The organism is Pseudomonas sp. P1_A1 (genome assembly GCF_056406935.1).
Genome location: NZ_JBFTZE010000002.1, coordinates 333757 through 351875 on the forward strand (window position 1 = coordinate 333757; position 18119 = coordinate 351875).

The 18119-nt window shown below is 59.9% G+C and carries 18 protein-coding genes; 12 read left to right on the top strand and 6 right to left on the bottom strand.

Going from position 1 to position 18119, the window contains the following annotated elements:
• Window positions 1-6: 6 nt before the first annotated feature.
• On the bottom strand, window positions 7-1593 hold the full coding sequence (locus AC1D2Q_RS04430; protein WP_477812369.1) for an ABC transporter substrate-binding protein: 1587 nt from the start codon (window positions 1591-1593) through the stop codon (window positions 7-9).
• Window positions 1594-2040: 447 nt separating this feature from the next.
• Here AC1D2Q_RS04430 and rpmB point away from each other — a divergent pair, with 447 nt between their 5' ends.
• Window positions 2041-2274, top strand: coding sequence for a 50S ribosomal protein L28 (rpmB, locus tag AC1D2Q_RS04435; RefSeq protein ID WP_018927492.1), 234 nt, complete (start codon window positions 2041-2043; stop codon window positions 2272-2274).
• 11 nt (window positions 2275-2285) lie between these two features.
• The gene (rpmG, locus tag AC1D2Q_RS04440; RefSeq protein WP_003177274.1) at window positions 2286-2441 is read left to right on the top strand and encodes a 50S ribosomal protein L33; all 156 of its coding nucleotides are present in this window, start codon (window positions 2286-2288) and stop codon (window positions 2439-2441) included.
• An 84-nt stretch (window positions 2442-2525) separates the two neighbouring features.
• On the opposite strand, the gene AC1D2Q_RS04445 is transcribed toward rpmG, so the two are convergent.
• Window positions 2526-2888: a cupin domain-containing protein gene (locus AC1D2Q_RS04445; RefSeq protein WP_477812370.1), complete on the bottom strand. Its 363-nt coding sequence runs from the start codon at window positions 2886-2888 to the stop codon at window positions 2526-2528.
• A gap of 234 nt (window positions 2889-3122) precedes the next feature.
• Here AC1D2Q_RS04445 and AC1D2Q_RS04450 point away from each other — a divergent pair, with 234 nt between their 5' ends.
• Complete coding sequence (locus tag AC1D2Q_RS04450; protein ID WP_477812371.1) at window positions 3123-4616, top strand: aldehyde dehydrogenase; 1494 nt, start codon at window positions 3123-3125, stop codon at window positions 4614-4616.
• A 157-nt stretch (window positions 4617-4773) separates the two neighbouring features.
• Window positions 4774-5916, top strand: coding sequence for an MFS transporter (locus AC1D2Q_RS04455; protein WP_477812372.1), 1143 nt, complete (start codon window positions 4774-4776; stop codon window positions 5914-5916).
• A gap of 16 nt (window positions 5917-5932) precedes the next feature.
• On the opposite strand, the gene AC1D2Q_RS04460 is transcribed toward AC1D2Q_RS04455, so the two are convergent.
• Together AC1D2Q_RS04460 and AC1D2Q_RS04465 are read right to left on the bottom strand one after the other, a co-directional pair.
• Window positions 5933-7507, bottom strand: coding sequence for a phospholipase D family protein (locus tag AC1D2Q_RS04460; protein WP_477812373.1), 1575 nt, complete (start codon window positions 7505-7507; stop codon window positions 5933-5935).
• 56 nt (window positions 7508-7563) lie between these two features.
• The gene (locus tag AC1D2Q_RS04465; RefSeq protein WP_477812374.1) at window positions 7564-8985 is read right to left on the bottom strand and encodes an aminotransferase-like domain-containing protein; all 1422 of its coding nucleotides are present in this window, start codon (window positions 8983-8985) and stop codon (window positions 7564-7566) included.
• Between the two features lie 179 nt (window positions 8986-9164).
• Between AC1D2Q_RS04465 and AC1D2Q_RS04470 the strand changes: the two genes are divergently transcribed.
• On the top strand, window positions 9165-9410 hold the full coding sequence (locus tag AC1D2Q_RS04470; protein ID WP_477812375.1) for a DUF1127 domain-containing protein: 246 nt from the start codon (window positions 9165-9167) through the stop codon (window positions 9408-9410).
• A gap of 51 nt (window positions 9411-9461) precedes the next feature.
• Here AC1D2Q_RS04470 and AC1D2Q_RS04475 read toward each other — a convergent pair whose 3' ends face one another.
• Entirely contained in the window at window positions 9462-10775 is a 1314-nt protein-coding gene (locus AC1D2Q_RS04475; RefSeq protein ID WP_477812376.1) for an NAD(P)/FAD-dependent oxidoreductase, read from the bottom strand.
• 147 nt (window positions 10776-10922) lie between these two features.
• On the opposite strand from AC1D2Q_RS04475, the gene AC1D2Q_RS04480 reads away from it, so the two are divergent.
• A complete protein-coding gene (locus AC1D2Q_RS04480; RefSeq protein ID WP_007934627.1) occupies window positions 10923-11276 on the top strand; it encodes a YkgJ family cysteine cluster protein in 354 nt (117 codons plus the stop codon).
• Between the two features lie 3 nt (window positions 11277-11279).
• Here the strand turns inward: AC1D2Q_RS04480 and AC1D2Q_RS04485 are convergent, their stop codons facing one another.
• Window positions 11280-11768: an Lrp/AsnC ligand binding domain-containing protein gene (locus AC1D2Q_RS04485; RefSeq protein ID WP_003177284.1), complete on the bottom strand. Its 489-nt coding sequence runs from the start codon at window positions 11766-11768 to the stop codon at window positions 11280-11282.
• A 156-nt stretch (window positions 11769-11924) separates the two neighbouring features.
• Between AC1D2Q_RS04485 and dadA the strand changes: the two genes are divergently transcribed.
• The 6 genes from dadA to AC1D2Q_RS04515 all read left to right on the top strand — a co-directional run bounded on the left by dadA (window position 11925) and on the right by AC1D2Q_RS04515 (window position 18088).
• On the top strand, window positions 11925-13229 hold the full coding sequence (gene dadA / locus AC1D2Q_RS04490; RefSeq protein WP_477812377.1) for a D-amino acid dehydrogenase: 1305 nt from the start codon (window positions 11925-11927) through the stop codon (window positions 13227-13229).
• A complete protein-coding gene (locus AC1D2Q_RS04495; protein WP_477812378.1) occupies window positions 13201-13554 on the top strand; it encodes a RidA family protein in 354 nt (117 codons plus the stop codon). The genes dadA and AC1D2Q_RS04495 overlap by 29 nt, the downstream gene beginning before the upstream one ends.
• Before the next feature lie 111 nt (window positions 13555-13665).
• Complete coding sequence (gene alr, locus AC1D2Q_RS04500; RefSeq protein WP_477812379.1) at window positions 13666-14739, top strand: alanine racemase; 1074 nt, start codon at window positions 13666-13668, stop codon at window positions 14737-14739.
• Between the two features lie 128 nt (window positions 14740-14867).
• Window positions 14868-15416: a cupin domain-containing protein gene (locus AC1D2Q_RS04505; RefSeq protein WP_018927504.1), complete on the top strand. Its 549-nt coding sequence runs from the start codon at window positions 14868-14870 to the stop codon at window positions 15414-15416.
• Between the two features lie 170 nt (window positions 15417-15586).
• The gene (locus AC1D2Q_RS04510; protein WP_081625748.1) at window positions 15587-16015 is read left to right on the top strand and encodes a c-type cytochrome; all 429 of its coding nucleotides are present in this window, start codon (window positions 15587-15589) and stop codon (window positions 16013-16015) included.
• A 132-nt stretch (window positions 16016-16147) separates the two neighbouring features.
• Window positions 16148-18088: an acetyl-CoA hydrolase/transferase C-terminal domain-containing protein gene (locus AC1D2Q_RS04515; protein ID WP_477812380.1), complete on the top strand. Its 1941-nt coding sequence runs from the start codon at window positions 16148-16150 to the stop codon at window positions 18086-18088.
• The last annotated feature ends 31 nt before the right edge of the window (window positions 18089-18119 follow it).

The window sequence follows — 18119 nt, forward strand, 5'->3', positions numbered from 1 at the left end:
CGCTGATTACTTGAAGTTGACCTTGGAGTAATCCTGCCGGCCAAACGGGCTGACCCGATAACCCTCGACGTCTTTGCGCGTCAGGGCGAAGACCGTGGGATGGGCCAGTGGCAGCCACAATGCCTGTTGCTGTATCTGCGCCTGGGCCTGTTCGTAGAGTTTGGTGCGTACACCTTGCTCGCCGGTGGTCTTGCCGGCGCTGATCAGCTTGTCCAGATCCTGGTTGCAGTAACGGGCGAAGTTGGTGCCGGCTTTGACCGCCGCGCAGGAAAACTGCGGCGTGAGGAAGTTGTCCGGGTCACCGTTGTCGCCGGCCCAGCCCATGAACAGCAGGTCATGCTCGCCGGCCTTGGCGCGGCGAATCAGCTCGCCCCATTCGATCACGCGGATCTCGGCCTGAATGCCGATTTCCGCCAGGTCGGACTGAAGCAATTGCGCGCCGAGGCTCGGGTTGGGGTTCAGCAGGCTGCCGGAAGGGCGAGTCCAGATGGTGGTCTGGAAACCGTTCTTGAGCCCGGCCTTGGCCATCAATGCGCGGGCTTTCTCGACATCATGCGGGTAGCCCGGCATGTTTTTGGCGTAACTCCAGGTATTGGGCGGGTAGGGCCCATTGGCAGGCTCGGCGGTGTCTTCGAATACGGCCTTGAGGTAGTTGGCCTTGTCGAACGCCAGGTTGATTGCCTGGCGCACTTCCGGCTTGTCCAGCGGCGGATGCTGGCTGTTGATGCCGACGAAAGCGGTCATGAAGGCGTCAGTCTTTTCTACCTTCAGGGTCGGCTCCTGCTTCGCAGCCTGTACGTCCAGCGGCTTCGGCGACAGGGCGATCTGGCACTCGTTGCGGCGCAATTTCTGCAGGCGCACGTTGGCGTCCGGGGTGATCGCGAAGATCAACGGGTCCACCGATGGCTTGCCCTGGAAGTAGTCGTGGTTGGCCTTATAGCGAATCGAGGCATCTTTCTGGAAACGCGTGAAGATGAACGGGCCGCTGCCGATCGGCTGGCTGTTGAGCTTCTCCGGAGTACCGGCCTTCATCAGTTGGTCGGCGTACTCGGCCGAATAGATCGAGGCGAAGCCCATGGTCAGGGTCGGCAGGAACGTCGAGTCCGGGTGATCGAGGGTGAAACGGATGGTGAGTGGGTCCAGGGCGTCGATCTTCTTGATCAGTGTCGGTAACTGCATTGACTGCGCGTGCGGGAAGCCGCTCTGGGCGACTTTGTGCCACGGGTGCGCCGGGTCGAGCATGCGGTCGAAACTGAATTTCACGTCTTCGGCGGTCAGGTCGCGCGTCGGGCTGAAATACTCGGTGCGGTGAAATTTCACCTGCGGATGCAATTTGAAGACGTAGGTCAGGCCGTCGGGCGTGACTTCCCAACTGTCCGCGAGGCTGGCGACCACTTTGCCGCTGGCCGTGTCGAAGTCCACCAGGCGGTTCATCAGCACGTCGGCCGAGGCGTTGGTGGTGGTCAACGAGTTGTATTGCACCACGTCGAACCCTTCCGGGCTGGCCTCGGTGCAGACGCTCAGGGCGGCGGCATGGGCCAGGGGGCTCAGCAGAAGCGGGGCGAGCAACAGGGGTAGGGCAGCGAGGCGCATGGTCGGATTCCTTTACAGATCGAAGGCCCATCTGCAAGTGCAGTCTGGAAAAGGCTTACCCTAGTGGGCTCTTTTGCAAATGACTATCCCCTTTTTCATTTTCAGGGGAGTATGGGCGATTGTTTTCGGTGAGTGACGGTTGAGAAAAACCCTGAATTGGCTCGTTGGCCGATTCTCTGCGACGAGCGGTCGCTATCGGGCTTAGCCTTTGTCCAAGGCACTTAGCGCCCGAAAAATCGGGTTTTTATCAACTCAATTCACACCGGTTGTTGTTGCTCTCTGGTCTTTCTGGTATAAAGCAGCGCTCTTTTCTAGGGGCCCGGTTCCTTCGTTTGTAGGTGTAGCCGGTAAGACCCTTAAAGAAACGCGGCGCCTGGCGCCAAATGACTGAGAGATTAAGCGGCCAACCCATGCCGGGTTGGGCATGTGGTTTTAGAGGGCTGAGGCATGTCGAGAGTCTGTCAAGTTACCGGTAAGGGTCCGGTGACTGGGAATAACATTTCCCACGCAAACAACAAAACCCGTCGTCGTTTCCTGCCGAACCTGCAGCATCACCGCTTCTGGGTTGAGTCCGAGAAACGTTTTGTGCGTCTGCGCGTATCTGCCAAAGGCATGCGTATCATCGACAAGCGTGGCATTGATGTCGTGCTGGCCGAAATCCGTCGCGATGGCAAGATCTAAGGGAGCTAATCATGCGTGAATTGATTCGTTTGATTTCGAGCGCCGGTACTGGTCACTTCTACACTACCGACAAGAACAAGCGCACTACTCCGGACAAAATCGAGATCAAGAAATATGATCCGGTTGTTCGTAAGCACGTGATCTACAAAGAAGGCAAAATCAAGTAATTGATTTTTCCTCCTTGCGAAAAAGGCCCGTATCGCGAGATACGGGCCTTTTTTGTTGCCTGTCGGTTCAAGCGGCACAAACCCTCAAGCCTTCTGTTCAAACACCACATAAATCTTGCGGCACGGTTCCAGCACTTCCCAGGTGCCCTTGAAACCGGCCGGAATCACGAAGCGATCACCCGCGCGCAGGGTCTTGGCGCCGCCGTCGTCATCGCGCAGCACTGACACCCCCTGAACGATTTCGCAGTATTCGTGTTCGGTGTAGTTCACCCGCCACTGACCGACTTCGCCTTCCCAGACACCTGCACTCATCTGGCCGCACGGGCTGTTGTAGTGGTTGTACACCGTTTGCTCGGGGTCGCCCTTGAGGACTTTGGCCGGGTCGGGCCGATAGCGATCGGGCTGGGTGGTGACCTGACTGAAATCGACGATATCCTGAATGCTCATGCTGGTATTCCCATGATTGCGGCGCGACTGGCTGGAAAATTGAAAGTCTATGTTTATTAAAATGAACATCGCAAGGCCGTTTAACGGCCTTTTGTCAAATATATTGAAACTTCACCCACCGCTGGTTTAGGGTAACGGTTGCCTTGAGCCGAAAAGCAGGCTGCCCGGGCAGAATTCCTGACAGCACCCGCGAAGAGCGCGGGCGCTCGTATTCAATAAGAGGAGGACACTCGTATGACCACCCTGACTCGTGCCGACTGGGAACAGCGGGCGCGCGATCTGAAGATCGAAGGCCGTGCCTACATCAATGGCGAATACACCGATGCAGTCTCCGGTGAAACGTTCGAGTGCATCAGCCCTGTCGATGGCCGTCTGCTGGGCAAGATTGCCAGCTGTGACGCCGCCGACGCCCAGCGCGCTGTGGAAAACGCTCGCGCCACGTTCAATTCCGGCGCCTGGTCGCGCCTGGCGCCGACCAAGCGCAAAGCCACCATGATTCGTTTTGCCGGCCTGCTGAAACAGCACGCCGAAGAGCTGGCCCTGCTCGAAACCCTGGACATGGGCAAGCCGATCAGCGATTCCCTGTACATCGACGTTCCCGGTGCGGCGCAAGCCCTTGGCTGGAGCGGTGAGGCCATCGACAAGCTCTACGACGAAGTCGCCGCCACCCCGCACGATCAGCTGGGGCTGGTGACTCGCGAGCCGGTCGGTGTGGTCGGTGCGATCGTGCCGTGGAACTTCCCGTTGATGATGGCCTGCTGGAAACTCGGCCCGGCGCTGTCCACCGGTAACTCGGTGATCCTCAAGCCTTCCGAAAAATCGCCGCTGACGGCTATTCGCATTGCAGCGCTGGCAGTTGAAGCCGGTATCCCGAAAGGTGTGCTGAACGTGCTGCCGGGTTACGGTCACACTGTCGGCAAGGCCTTGGCCCTGCACAATGACGTCGACACCCTGGTGTTCACCGGTTCGACCAAGATCGCCAAGCAACTGCTGATCTACTCCGGCGAATCGAACATGAAGCGTGTCTGGCTCGAAGCCGGTGGCAAGAGCCCGAACATCGTGTTCGCCGATGCGCCGGACCTGCAAGCCGCCGCCGAATCGGCTGCCAGCGCTATTGCCTTCAACCAGGGCGAAGTCTGCACCGCCGGTTCGCGCCTGCTGGTCGAGCGTTCGATCAAGGATAAATTCCTGCCACTGGTGATCGAAGCTCTCAAGGCCTGGAAGCCGGGCAATCCGCTGGACCCGGCGACCAATGTCGGCGCACTGGTGGATACCCAGCAGATGAACACCGTGCTGTCCTACATCGAATCCGGTCACACCGATGGCGCCAAGCTAGTGGCTGGCGGCAAGCGTATTCTTCAGGAAACCGGGGGCACCTACGTTGAGCCGACGATTTTCGACGGTGTCAGCAACGCGATGAAAATTGCCCAGGAAGAGATCTTTGGCCCTGTGTTGTCGGTGATCACTTTCGATACCGCCGAAGAAGCCGTTGCGATTGCCAACGACACACCGTACGGCCTCGCGGCTGCGGTATGGACCACGGATATCTCGAAGGCTCACCTCACCGCCAAGGCTTTGCGCGCCGGCAGTGTGTGGGTCAACCAGTACGACGGCGGCGACATGACTGCGCCGTTCGGTGGCTTCAAACAGTCCGGCAACGGTCGGGACAAGTCGCTGCACGCGTTCGACAAGTACACCGAGCTGAAGGCGACCTGGATCAAGTTGTAAGCAAGTGAGGGCGCCTGGCGGTAAATCGGGCTCCTGAACGACGCATATCCCTTGTGGGAGCGAGCTTTTGTGGCGAGGGGGCTTGCCCCCTCGCCACAAAATCTCGCTCCCACACTGTTTTGCGCTGTACATAAAAATATCCACAGGAGCGTGGAACATGCGTTGGGCGACTTATTTCGCCGTCTTGGCGTCTGTCTTGAGTGTCGGCCTGGCCCTGGGCGTCAGCATGCCGTTGGTGTCGCTGCGTCTGGAAGGTTGGGGTTACGGCTCGTTCGCGATCGGCGTGATGGCGGCGATGCCGGCCATTGGCGTACTGCTGGGGGCAAAGATCTCCAGCCATCTCGCGGCCCGTCTCGGCACGGCCAATCTGATGCGCCTGTGCCTGTGGGGCGGGGCGGTGTCCATCGGTTTGCTGGCGCTGTGGCCGAGCTACCCGATCTGGCTGGTGCTGCGGTTGATGATCGGGGTAATCCTGACCCTCGTCTTTATCCTTGGTGAAAGCTGGATCAACCAACTGGTGGTCGAGCAATGGCGCGGGCGACTGGTGGCTCTGTATGGCAGCAGTTATGCGCTGAGTCAGCTGGCCGGGCCGTTACTGTTGGGGGCGTTGGGCACCGAGCACGATTACGGTTTCTGGGTGGGCGTCGGTTTGCTGATGACGTCACCGTTCCTGCTGCTGGGTCGTAGCGGCGCACCTACCAGTGAAGCCTGCAGTGTGACCCTCAGCGACTTGCTGAACTTCTGCCGTGGCCTGCCGGCAATTGCCTGGGCGGTGTCGCTGTTTGCCGCGTTCGAAGCGATGATTCTGACCTTGCTGCCGGTCTACTGCCTGCGTCAGGGTTTCACCACGGAAATCGCCTTGGCGATGGTCAGCACGGTGGTGGTGGGTGATGCCTTGCTGCAATTGCCGATTGGCGCGCTGGCCGATCGCTTGTCGCGGCGTACGTTGTTTACCGGCTGCGCGATGCTCTTGCTGCTGTCGAGCCTGGCGATTCCATTGCTGATCGATACGCTGTTGATCTGGCCGCTGTGGGTGTTGTTCGGCGCCAGCGCCGGTGGTCTGTTCACCTTGTCGCTGATCCTGATCGGTGAGCGTTATCGCGACGATGCGCTGGTGCGGGCCAATGCCCATATCGCGCAGTTGTGGGGCATCGGTTGTTTGATCGGGCCGTTGGCAGCCGGCGCCGGGAGCCAGTGGATCAGCGGGCATGCCTTGCCGTTGCTGATGGCGGCGGGCGCGTTGGGGCTGGTGATTCTGGTATCGCGGCAAGGGGCGTTTGGGGCGGTGCAGCCGGCGTAGATCCTGGCAATTCAAGCTACAGCATCCGCTCCAGGCCGACCATGCTGCTGAGCCATGAACTGAAATGCCGCCACCAACTTCCCGGTTCTTTGGTCAGTGTGTGCGGCTTGTCGTCATCTTCAGTGGCCCAGACCATCTGGCCCTTTTCCAGTCGGACCTGATAGCTGAGAGGGGGCGCCATACCCTCCAGCGCCAATTCACGCACCCGTCCGGCGAGCTGTGGGTTGTCCACCAGTACTCCGACTTCGGTGTTCCACAGTACCGAGCGCGGGTCGAAATTGAACGAGCCGATGAAGGTTTTCTGTCGGTCGAATACCATCGCCTTGCTGTGCAGGCTGGAGTCGGAGCTACGGGAGGAACTGCTCCCGCTGTGAAACAGGCTCGGTCCGCTGCCTCCGTTGTCGCCGGGCTGGCGGCGTAATTCGAACAGCTGCACGCCATGCTCCAGCAAGGCTTTGCGATAAGGTGCGTAACCACCGTGCGTGGCCGGCACATCGGTGGCTTCCAGTGAATTGGTCAGCAAACTTATCGACACGCCGGCATCGGCGCGACCGGTCAGGTACACCAGGCCCGGTTGGGCGGGTACGATGTAGGGCGAGACCATGATCAACTCCTTGCTGACTCCATTGAGCTCGGGTGCCAACTGGGTGGACAGCTGCAGGTACGGAGCCGGCTCGCCGTCGGCCAGCACCTTGGTTGGTGCGTCCCACAGCGCCTGGTTCCAGGCCCAGATCAGCTCCTGGCGCCAGGTCTCCAGGCGAGGATGAGTGGTATAGGTCATCAACTGTTGGTAGAGCGCGTGATTCTGTTTGCGCGTTTCCTCCAGGGATTCGTCCAGTCGCGTCCGGGTATTTTCCAGGTCCTTGGGTGTCGGCCTGATCGAGAGAAACTGCTCGATCGGCTTGCTCAGAGCACTGTTCCAATACTCGTCGAAGCTATGCCCCAGCTGCTGGGCAACCGGGCCGACGCTGAGCATGTCGATGTCGGTGAAATTACGGTTGGGCTCGGCATCGAAGTACTCGTCCCCCAAGTTGCGCCCGCCAACGATTGCCACGCTGTTGTCCGCCACCCACAGTTTGTTGTGCATGCGGCGATGTTGCTGCGACAGGTTGAACAGCCGGCCCATGGTACGCGTCACGACGGTGCTGCGGCCCAGGTGCAGCGGGTTGAACACGCGGATCTGAATCTTCGGATGGACAGCGAGGGTTGCGATGATCTGATCCAGGCCATCGCTGGTGGTGTCGTCGAGCAGAATCCGCACCCGTACACCGCGGTCGGCGGCCTTGAGCAGCTCGCTTATCAGTATCCGTGTGCTGATGCCGTCATGGACGATGTAGTACTGCAAGTCGAGGCTGCTTTGGGCATTTCGAATCAGCTCGGCGCGGGCGGTGAAGGCCTCGGTGCTATCGGATAGCAAGCGGAAGCCCGACTGGCCCTGGTGGGGAGCGGCCTGGGCCTGGATCGAACGGCCGAAAGCAGAGTTGGCCGCCGGCAGGGCCTGACTCGGTTCGCGAGGGATATTGAGTGTCGTACAGCCACCCAGAAGTGAGGCGAGTAACAGAGGAGCAAGCAGGGGCTGTCTGATTCTCACGGCGCGTATTCCGGATGGTGGCGGATAGCATATGGACGCCGTATCCCGAAGAAAGGTCAGTCGGTTTCCGCCAGCAGTTTGATTGCTGTCGCACCGACCTTGCGCACAGCTTCTTCAATCTGCGGGGTCGTTTTGGCAGCGTAGTTCATCCGCAGGCAATTACGGTATTTGCCCGAGGCGGAAAAGATACTGCCCACGGCAATCTGTACGCCTTGATCGTGCAGGGCACGATTGAGTTTCAGGGTGTCGAAGCCCTCCGGCAGCTCAACCCACAGCATGAAGCTGCCTTGCGGACGGCTGGCGCGGGTGCCGGCCGGGAAATAACGGGTGACCCAATCGATCATTGCGTCGCGATTGCGCTGGTATTGCATGCGCATCCGCCGCAAATGCGGTTCGAAGTGCCCGGCCTTGAGAAATTCGGCAATCGCAATCTGTGGTTGCGTTGCGGTGGAGCCGGTGCTGATGTACTTCATGTGCAGCACCCGTTCCAGATACCGGCCCGGTGCGACCCAGCCAATRCGCAGGCCTGGTGCCAGGGTCTTGGAAAAGGAACTGCAGAGCAGGACGCGGCCGTCCTCGTCGAAGGATTTGATCGTGCGCGGGCGGGGGTAGGTGTAGGCCAGTTCGCCATACACATCGTCCTCGATAATCGCCACATCGAAACGCTGTGCGAGGTTCAACAGCGCACGTTTTCGCGACTCCGGCATGATGTAGCCCAGCGGGTTGTTGCAGTTGGGGGTTAACTGTATGGCCTTGATCGGCCATTGCTCCAACGCCAGTTCCAACGCTTCGAGGCTGATGCCGGTGAGCGGGTCGGTGGGGATTTCCAGCGCTTTCATGCCAAGGCCCTTGAGGGTCTGCATGGCGCCGTGAAAGCTTGGCGAATCCACTGCGACGATGTCACCCGGTCCGCAGATGGCGCGGATGCTGGTCGACAGCGCTTCGTGGCAACCGGTAGTGATCACCAGATCGTTGGCGCTCAACTGACAACCGGAGTCGAGCATCATGCGGGCGATTTGTTCGCGCAGTTCGAGGGTGCCGCAGATGTTGTCGTAATACAGGCCTCGCATGTCCTGCTGGCGGCTGATTCGTGCCAGGTTGCGCAGCAGCGGTTTCATGGTCGGCGAGGTGATGTCCGGCATACCGCGGCCCAGCTGCACGACATCCTTGCGCGGCACGGCGCGGATCAGTTCCAGCACCTGATCCCACTGTGAAATATCCACCGGTCGTTGGGCTGGGCGGCCAACCACGGGTAGCTCTGGCAGTTCGCGGCTCACCGGTACGAAATAGCCGGATTTGGGTTTGGGCATCGCCAGGCCTACGTCTTCCAGCATTCGATAGGCCTGTTGCACCGTGCTCAGGCTGACCCCGTGCTCGACACTCAGCGCCCTCACCGAGGGCAGCCGGTCACCGGGGCGATAGAAGCCCTGTTCGATACGTGTGCCGAGCAATTCGGCGAGGTTGACGTAAAGGGTCATGGTGCAGTCTCGATGTGGGTGATTCGGTTAACCAATACAGATGGGGCAAAAATAAGCGATTCAGAGGCCGAAACAGAAAAACTGTATGGAGTTAATACTGCTCTGTTGAATCTGTAATGCTTTTTGCCGTCCGCGCATCATGAAAGCTCTGGCTACCCAAGTAAACAGGAGCGACGAAAATGAACGGCTTGAGCGATGTGCGGCTGACGTTACACAGTCAGGAACTGGCGGCAGGGCAACAGAACGGCGCGCGCGAGGCGGTCATGCGCAACGCCCCGTCCTGCCTGGGTCGCTGGGGTCTGTTCTGGCATCGTCTGCACACGCGTAAAGCGTTGCTGGAACTGACGCCGGAGCAACTCAAGGATGTCGGGTTGAGTCGGGAGCAGGCGCGGGAGGAGGGGCTTAAACCTTTCTGGCGTCTGTGAGATAAACCGCGATCCCTTGCAGGAGCAGCCTTCGGCAGTTCCTACAGGGGTTCAGGCCAGTTCTTTAAGACGATGCCAAAGCATCCCCAACGCTAACAACGGCGAGCGCAAATGTTTGCCGCCTGGAAAGGTAATGTGTGGCACCTTGGCAAACAGATCGAAACCACCACTGTGCTGGCCGCTGATGGCCTCAGCCAACAACTTGCCTGCCAGGTGCGTGGCGTTTACGCCATGACCGGAATAAGCCTGGGCGTAATACACATTCGGTTGCTCCTTGAGCCGGCCGATCTGCGGCAGGCGATTAGCCCCGATGCCAATCATCCCGCCCCACTGATAGTCGATCTTCACCCCGGCCAGTTGCGGGAACACCGCCAGCATCTTCGGACGCATGTATGCGGTGATGTCTTTCGGATCGCGTCCTGAATAATGGCAGGCGCCGCCGAACAGCAGGCGGCGATCCGCCGAGAGTCGGTAATAATCCAGCGCTACCCGTTGATCGCAGACCGCCATGTTCTGCGGCAGCAGCGCGTGAGCCTGCTCTTCACTCAAGGGTTCGGTGGCGATGATGTAACTGCCGGCGGGCAGCACCTTGCCGCCAAGTTGCGGGTTGAGATCGTTGAGGTAGGCGTTGCAACCCAGCACCAGAGTCTTGGCGCGGACCGAGCCCAGGGCGGTGTGGACCTTGATCTCGGGGCCGTAGTCGATGCGGGTCACCGCCGACTGCTCGAACAGTTTGGCGCCCAATTGCCGGGCGGCGGCCGCTTCACCCAGTGCCAGGTTCAGTGGGTGTAGATGCCCGGAGCCCATGTCGATCAAACCGCCGACGTAGCGCTCGGAACCTACCACGCTGTGCATTTCGTTGGCTTGCAGCAGACGGGTTTCGTAACGGTAACCGAGGCCGCGCAGTTCATCGGCGTCTTCGGCGAAGCCTTCCAGGTCACGGGCTTTGTTGGCGAGGTCACAGTAACCCCAGGTCAAGTCGCAAGGGATCTGAAAGCGCTCGATCCGCTGTCGGACGATTTCCACCGCTTCCAGTCCCATCAGTTTCATCTGACGCACACCGTCCGTACCGATCACATTGGCGAACTGATCGAGGCCATGGCCGACGCCGCGAATCAATTGCCCGCCATTGCGTCCGCTGGCGCCCCAACCGATCTTGTGCGCTTCCAGCAGCACCACGCGCAAGCCACGTTCGGCCAGTTCGAGCGCCGTGTTCAGGCCGGAGAACCCACCGCCCACCACGCACACGTCCGCGACCAGCTCACCTGTGAGTGTTGGAAAGTCGGGTTGCGGCAGGCTGCTGGCGGCGTAATAAGAGGCGACGTGCCGGTGGTTAGGGGCAGGTTGCTGAACGGGGGCGTTCATGGACGTCATCCTGATGCGTGTGTTTGAAAAAGTTGACGGAGCATAAGCCGCCCCTTCGGATACGGGCAACATTGGTCGGTTGGTGCTGTCTGGATCGGGGCTTTTGCGTCAGAATCCCGGTCTATTCCGCATTCGGTCACCGTTTAGATGAGCTGCAACAGTCAGAAAATTCGCACGCTGCGCCAGCAAATTCCCACCTTCGAGTGCGTGCCCGGCTGCCATGACTGCTGTGGGCCGGTCACCACCTCGCCCGAAGAAATGTCCCGCCTGCCGCGTAAGACCCGGGCCGAGCAGGACGCGGCGATGGACGAACTCAATTGCGTCCATCTGGGGCCCAACGGGTGCACGGTGTATGACGAGCGCCCATTGATCTGCCGTCTGTTCGGTACCACCAAGACATTGCCATGCCCTAATGGGCGGCGGCCGGTGGAGCTGATTCACCCGCGGGTCGAGAAGCAGATCCACGAATACATGGCCAGTACCCGGCAGGTGTTGGTGTAGGGCTCAATCCGGAATTGGCAGACTCAAACTCTCTTTCACTTCTTCCATCACGATATAGCTCTTGGATTCGCGCACATGCGGCAACTTGAGCAGGATGTCGCCCAGCAATTTGCGGTACGAGGCCATCTCGGAAATCCGCGCTTTCACCAGGTAATCGAAGTCCCCTGACACCAAATGGCATTCAAGGACGTGGGGCAGTTTCAGCACCGCACGTCGGAACTCTTCGAAAGTATCGCCGGATTTGTAGTCGAGACTGATCTCGACGAACACCAACAGACTACCCTTCAGGTGCTGCGGATTCAGCCGGGCGTTGTAGCCCATGATGATCCCTTCGCGCTCCAGGCGCCGTACCCGTTCAGTGCAGGGGGTGGTGGAGAGGCCGACCTTTTCCCCCAGTTCGGTGAAGGAGATACGCCCGTCCGCTTGCAGAATCCGCAGGATGTTGCGGTCGATCTTGTCCAGCTCACGTTTGGTCTGAGTGTTGGTCCGCATAGGGGATGCGCCTCCGTGAAAAGGGTTTTTGCCGAGAATTGTCGCCAAATATAAGCACTTATATAGTGAAAAGCACTGGCTAATCTTTTTTAAACTGCCCACATCTTCGGTCTGCACAATAAACGTCAGCGGTAAGCCGCGATGAGGGATATGAAAATGCGCGTTCTGGTCTTGGGTAGCGGCGTCATCGGTACCGCCAGTGCCTATTATCTGGCACGAGCCGGCTTTGAAGTGACGGTCGTGGACCGTCAGCCAGCGCCGGCCATGGAAACCAGTTTCGCCAACGCCGGGCAGGTTTCGCCGGGTTATGCCTCGCCGTGGGCCGCGCCGGGCGTGCCGCTCAAAGCCATCAAGTGGCTGTTGCAGCGCCACGCGCCATTGGCGATCAAGGCCACTGCCAACATCGACCAATACCTGTGGATGGCGCAGATGCTGCGCAACTGCACCGCCAGCCGTTACGCGGTGAACAAGGAGCGCATGGTGCGTCTGTCCGAGTACAGCCGCGACTGCCTCGATGAATTGCGCGCCGAAACCGGCATTGCCTACGAAGGCCGTAGCCTCGGCACTACCCAGCTGTTCCGCACCCAGGCACAACTCGATGGGGCCGCCAAGGACATCGCCGTGCTGAAAGAGTCCGGCGTGCCGTTCGAACTGCTCGACCGCGCCGGCATTGCCCGGGTCGAACCGGCCCTGGCCAGCGTCACCGACATTCTCGCCGGTGCCTTGCGCCTGCCGAACGACCAGACCGGCGACTGCCAGATTTTCACCACCCGCCTGGCCGAAATGGCTGTGAAACTGGGTGTGGAGTTCCGCTTCGGCCAGGACATCCAGCGCCTCGACTTCGCCGGTGATCGCATCAACGGTGTGTGGGTCGACGGCAAGCTGGAAACCGCCGACCGTTACGTGCTGGCCCTCGGCAGTTACTCGCCGCAGTTGCTCAAGCCGCTGGGCATCAGGGCTCCGGTGTATCCGCTCAAGGGGTACTCGCTGACCGTGCCGATCACCAACCCGGCGATGGCTCCGACGTCGACCATTCTCGACGAGACCTACAAGGTCGCGATCACTCGTTTCGACAACCGCATCCGCGTCGGCGGCATGGCTGAAATTGCCGGTTTTGACCTGTCGTTGAACCCGCGCCGGCGCGAAACCCTGGAGATGATCGTCAACGACCTTTATCCTCAGGGCGGCAATCTGCCCGAAGCGAGTTTCTGGACCGGCCTGCGTCCGACCACTCCGGACGGCACGCCGATTGTCGGCGCCACACCGTTCAAAAACCTGTTCTTGAATACGGGCCACGGTACGCTCGGCTGGACCATGGCTTGTGGTTCCGGTCGTTTGCTGGCTGACCTGATGGCCAAGAGAACGCCGCAGATCAGCGCCGAAGGTCTCGATATTTCCCGTTATGGCAACACACTTAAGGAGCCTGCAAAACATGTCAATCCAGCGCCAGCTCACCAATGAGCGCATGAGCCAGATCGTTGTCCATAACGGTACGGTGTATCTGGCAGGACAGGTCGGCGACGACATGAGCGCCGGGATTGAACAGCAGACCCGTGAAGCCCTCGCCAATATCGAGCGTTTGCTGGATCTGGCCGGGACGGACAAGAACCGTCTGCTGTCGGTGACGATTTACCTGAAAGACATCGACGCGCACTTCGCAGGCATGAATTCGGTGTGGGACCAGTGGCTGCCAAAAGGCGTCGCGCCGGCCCGTGCCACGGTAGAAGCGAAGCTGTGCGAACCGCAAATACTGGTTGAGCTGTCGGTTGTCGCCGCGTTGCCATAAATGCTCTGCCATTAATCAAGTCAGAAAGATCCCTCTCCCGGCGCTGTTGGTGGTTCACGCTGTCAGCCAGCGCCGGTTTTTTTCCTAATGACCGACTAGAAGTCCGCCGCCATGCGTCCTGCCCGTGCCCTGATCGACCTCCAAGCCCTGCGTCACAACTACCGGATTGCCCGTGAAGTCACGGGGGCCAAAGCCCTCGCGGTGATCAAAGCCGATGCCTATGGTCATGGCGCGGTGCGTTGCGCCCAGGCGCTGGAAGCCGAGGCGGACGGGTTTGCCGTGGCGTGCATCGAGGAAGCTCTGGAGCTGCGCGCCGCCGGTATTCGTGCGCCGGTACTGTTGCTGGAAGGTTTTTTCGAAGCCGATGAGTTGGCGCTGATCGTCGAGCATGACTTCTGGTGTGTGGTGCATTCGTTGTGGCAACTCGAAGCCATCGAAAAAGCCACGCTGAGCAGACCGATCACGGTGTGGCTCAAGCTCGACTCCGGCATGCATCGGGTTGGCCTGCATCCAGCGGATTACCAGGCAGCCTACCAACGGCTGTTGGCCAGCGGCAAAGTGGCGAAGATCGTGTTGATGAGTCACTTCGCCCGCGCCGATGAGCTTCACTGCCAGGCCAGCGTCGATCAGGTTGCGGTATTCGAGGCGGCGCGTCAGGGTTTGGCGGCCGAAATCAGCCTGCGTAACTCGCCGGCGGTGCTCGGTTGGCCGCAGATTCCGAGCGACTGGGTGCGCCCAGGCATCATGCTTTACGGCGCGACGCCGTTTGAAGAGGCCAATGCCGTGGCGTCCCGTCTGCAACCGGTGATGACCCTGGAATCGAAAGTGATTTGCGTGCGTGAACTGCCGGCCGGCGAGCCGATTGGTTACGGCGCGAAATTCATCACCCCCAAACCGATGCGTGTGGGTGTGGTGGCGATGGGGTATGCCGACGGTTATCCGCGTCAGGCTCCGAGCGGCACGCCGGTGCTGGTGTCCGGGCAGCGCAGTCAATTGCTGGGGCGGGTATCGATGGACATGCTCTGCGTCGACCTGACCGACGTACCGCAAGCCGGCCTCGGTTCGCCCGTCGAGTTGTGGGGTAAAAATATCCTCGCCAGTGACGTCGCGACGGCCGCCGACACGATTCCTTATCAGATCTTCTGCAACCTGCGTCGGGTACCGCTGCTCTATTCCGGGGCCTGACAAACAGCGCTCCCGACCGAAAGTCGCTTCGCCACGCTGGATTCAGGCGCAAGTGTTGTAAATACTGAACGCTGTCGCCATGATAACGCTCAATATTCCTGCAACCTGAATCCCTGGAGGCGCAAGCATTGGACGTCGGTGAACGACTGCAATCGATCCGTAAGCTCAAAGGTCTTTCCCAGCGTGAGCTCGCCAAACGCGCGGGTGTTACCAACAGCACCATATCAATGATCGAGAAGAACAGCGTCAGCCCCTCGATCAGTTCGCTGAGGAAGGTACTGGGCGGGATTCCCATGTCCATGGTCGAGTTCTTTTCCGAAGAAATCCTGCAGGAAAAGCCGACTCAGATCGTCTACAAAGCCCACGAGCTGATCGATATTTCCGATGGCGCAGTGACCATGAAGCTCGTCGGTCGGGCTCACCCGAGCCGGGCTATCGCGTTCCTCAACGAAATCTACCCGCCAGGCGCCGACACCGGCGAGGAGATGCTCACCCACGAGGGCGAGGAAACCGGGATCCTGGTGGAGGGTCGGCTGGAACTGGTGGTAGGGCTCGAAACATTTGTGCTCGAAGCCGGCGACAGCTACTACTTTGAAAGTACCAAGCCGCACCGTTTCCGGAATCCGTTCGATGCCCCGGCGCGACTAATCAGCGCAGCCACTCCAGCGAATTTCTAAGAGACACGGCGTCGTGCCCGGATTGCGCAGACGCCCATGCTGTATTCCCGCCCGGTGATAAGACCCCTTCGACTTTGGGGTTGTTTCAGTGTGGCGGGCTTACCGCTATACTTGCGCCCGCCTGCGAACCGTGGCCGCAGGCGTGACTAGCCACCATTGAGGGTGTACGCGTGAACCTAATTATGAAAATGCTGGCCGCACCAGCAACCGTATTGGCCCTATGGGCAGTCAGCGCACAAGCTGCGACCAACGACGATATCGCTAAACGTCTTGAACCAGTCGGCCAAGTCTGTGTGCAGGGTAAAGAATGCAAGGGGATGGAAGTCGCTGCTTCGGTTGGCGGCGGTGCGTCGAAAACTCCTGACGAAATTATTGCCAAACACTGCAATGCTTGCCATGGCACCGGCCTGTTGGGCGCACCGAAGATCGGTGATGCCGCAGACTGGAAAAAACGCGCCGATAAAGAAGGCGGCACCGCTGCTGGCTTGGCGAAGGTAGCGTTGAGCGGGCTCAATGCGATGCCGCCAAAAGGCACATGCAGTGACTGCGAACTGAAAGACCTTGAAGGCGCCATCCAGAAGATGTCTGGCCTGAAATAACCCCGTCTTCAGCGAAAAGCCGCTTACGAGCGGCTTTTTTGTGCCTGCGATTTTCCCCCGAGGCTATTCTTTGAAGCAAAGACCCGGCAAGCTCCGTCCAACCCCAATGCATGGAACGGGCGGGAGGATCAGATGGTGCAGCTGTGTTCTATCGAGCAGGCGGTCGATGACGTATTGGCACGATTGCCGGCGCATATCCACATGGGCCTGCCGCTGGGGTTGGGCAAACCCAACCACTTCGTCAACGCGCTGTATCAACGTGTCGCGCAACTGCCCGAGCGGCAGCTGACGGTCTACACCGCCCTGTGTCTCGGCCGTCCGCCCTTGGGCGATGGTTTGCAAAAGCGCTTCCTCGAACCCTTCATCGAGCGGGTGTTCGGCGATTACCCGGAACTGGATTTCCTCGCCGACCTGCATCGCGACAGCCTGCCGAACAACATCCGCATTCATCAGTTCTTCATGCAGCCGGGTAGTTTGCTGAACAGCGCCCCGGCCCAGCAGGATTACGTCAGCAGCAATTACAGCCACGCCGCGCGGGACATCAATGCCGCCGGTTTGAACCTGGTGGCGCAACTGATCGCCAGCCATAACGAACATCCCGATCGCCTGAGTTTGAGCTGCAACCCGGACATTACCCTCGACCTGTTGCCGATGATCGCCAAGCGCCGGGCGGCGGGGGAGACGATCCTGATGGTGGGCCAGGTGCACAACGATTTGCCGTACATGCCTGGAGATGCGGAAATCGGCATCGACACCTTCGATCTGCTGATCGACGCCAAGGACAACACCACGTTGTTCTCCACACCGAACATGCCGGTGGGTTGCCAGGATCACTTCATCGGGCTGCACGCCAGCACGCTGGTGCGCGATGGTGGCACCTTGCAGATAGGCATCGGCGCCATGGGCGATGCCCTGACGGCGGCGTTACTGGCGCGGCAGGCGGACTGTGACGGTTACAAGGCGTTGCTGGCGGATCTGAATCTCAGCCACTGGACGCAGCTGATCGAGCGCGAAGGGGGCGTCGAACCGTTCGCCAAGGGCCTTTACGGTTGCAGCGAAATGTTCGTCAACGGCTTGCTGGTACTGGCGGATGCCGGGATCGTGCGGCGCAAAGTCTACCCTGACGTGCCGACCCAGCAGCAGGCCAACGCCGGCACGCTGAACGAGGCCGCGCAAACCGACGGCATCTCGGTGCATGGCGGTTTTTTTCTCGGCCCGCGCAGTTTCTACGAGCGCTTGCGCGAGTTGCCGCAGAGCAAGCGGCTCGAATTCAACATGACCCGCATCAGTTACATCAACGAGCTCTACGGCCAGGAAGAACTCAAACGCTTGCAGCGCCTCGATGCGCGCTTCATCAACACCGTGTTCACCATGACCCTGCTCGGTGCCGGCGTGGCCGATCAGCTGCAAGACGGGCGGGTGCTGAGCGGCGTCGGCGGGCAATACAACTTCGTCGCCCAGGGGCATGCGCTGGAAGGCGCGCGCTCCATCCTGCTTCTGCGCAGTTGGCGCGAGTCGGGCGGTGAAGTCAGTTCGAACATCGTCTGGGAATACGGCCATTGCACGATCCCGCGGCACCTGCGGGACATCGTCGTCACCGAGTACGGCATCGCCGACCTGCGGGGCAAGACCGACGCGGCAGTGATCGAGGCGTTGCTGAACATCAGCGACTCACGCTTCCAGCCGGGGCTGATCGAGCAGGCGCAAAACGTTGGCAAATTGCCGAAGCATTTCCGCCTCGATCCGCGTTTCGCCGACAACAGCCCACAGCGTTTGCAGGCCATTCAGGCACGGCATTCGAATCTGTTTCTGGAATATCCGTTGGGGTGTGATTTCACCGCGCAAGAGAGGGACCTGCTGCGGGCGCTGAACTGGTTGAAGAGCAAGTTCAAGCTCACGGAGATTCTGGAATTGGGCAAGGCGGCGCTGGATGCGCCAGAGCCTTCGGAGTTTCCTGAGCATCTGGAGCGGATGCAGCTGACGAAACCAGAAGGGCTGAAGGAGGATTTGTTTCAGCGGTTGTTGCTGACTGGCCTGAAGGCCACTGCCGGTCGATCGGGATTTCTCCGGTAATCAGAGATCGCCAAGATCGCAGCCTGCGGCA

Coding starts and splice junctions, on each gene's coding strand:
- AC1D2Q_RS04515 (WP_477812380.1), top strand. CDS start 16,148: ATGGTGCAGCTGTGTTCTATCGAGCAGGCGGTCGATGACGTATTGGCA.
- AC1D2Q_RS04445 (WP_477812370.1), bottom strand. CDS start 2,888: ATGAGCATTCAGGATATCGTCGATTTCAGTCAGGTCACCACCCAGCCC.
- rpmG (WP_003177274.1), top strand. CDS start 2,286: ATGCGTGAATTGATTCGTTTGATTTCGAGCGCCGGTACTGGTCACTTC.
- AC1D2Q_RS04450 (WP_477812371.1), top strand. CDS start 3,123: ATGACCACCCTGACTCGTGCCGACTGGGAACAGCGGGCGCGCGATCTG.
- AC1D2Q_RS04480 (WP_007934627.1), top strand. CDS start 10,923: ATGAGCTGCAACAGTCAGAAAATTCGCACGCTGCGCCAGCAAATTCCC.
- AC1D2Q_RS04470 (WP_477812375.1), top strand. CDS start 9,165: ATGAACGGCTTGAGCGATGTGCGGCTGACGTTACACAGTCAGGAACTG.
- AC1D2Q_RS04475 (WP_477812376.1), bottom strand. CDS start 10,775: ATGAACGCCCCCGTTCAGCAACCTGCCCCTAACCACCGGCACGTCGCC.
- alr (WP_477812379.1), top strand. CDS start 13,666: ATGCGTCCTGCCCGTGCCCTGATCGACCTCCAAGCCCTGCGTCACAAC.
- rpmB (WP_018927492.1), top strand. CDS start 2,041: ATGTCGAGAGTCTGTCAAGTTACCGGTAAGGGTCCGGTGACTGGGAAT.
- AC1D2Q_RS04495 (WP_477812378.1), top strand. CDS start 13,201: ATGTCAATCCAGCGCCAGCTCACCAATGAGCGCATGAGCCAGATCGTT.
- AC1D2Q_RS04485 (WP_003177284.1), bottom strand. CDS start 11,768: ATGCGGACCAACACTCAGACCAAACGTGAGCTGGACAAGATCGACCGC.
- dadA (WP_477812377.1), top strand. CDS start 11,925: ATGCGCGTTCTGGTCTTGGGTAGCGGCGTCATCGGTACCGCCAGTGCC.
- AC1D2Q_RS04455 (WP_477812372.1), top strand. CDS start 4,774: ATGCGTTGGGCGACTTATTTCGCCGTCTTGGCGTCTGTCTTGAGTGTC.
- AC1D2Q_RS04430 (WP_477812369.1), bottom strand. CDS start 1,593: ATGCGCCTCGCTGCCCTACCCCTGTTGCTCGCCCCGCTTCTGCTGAGC.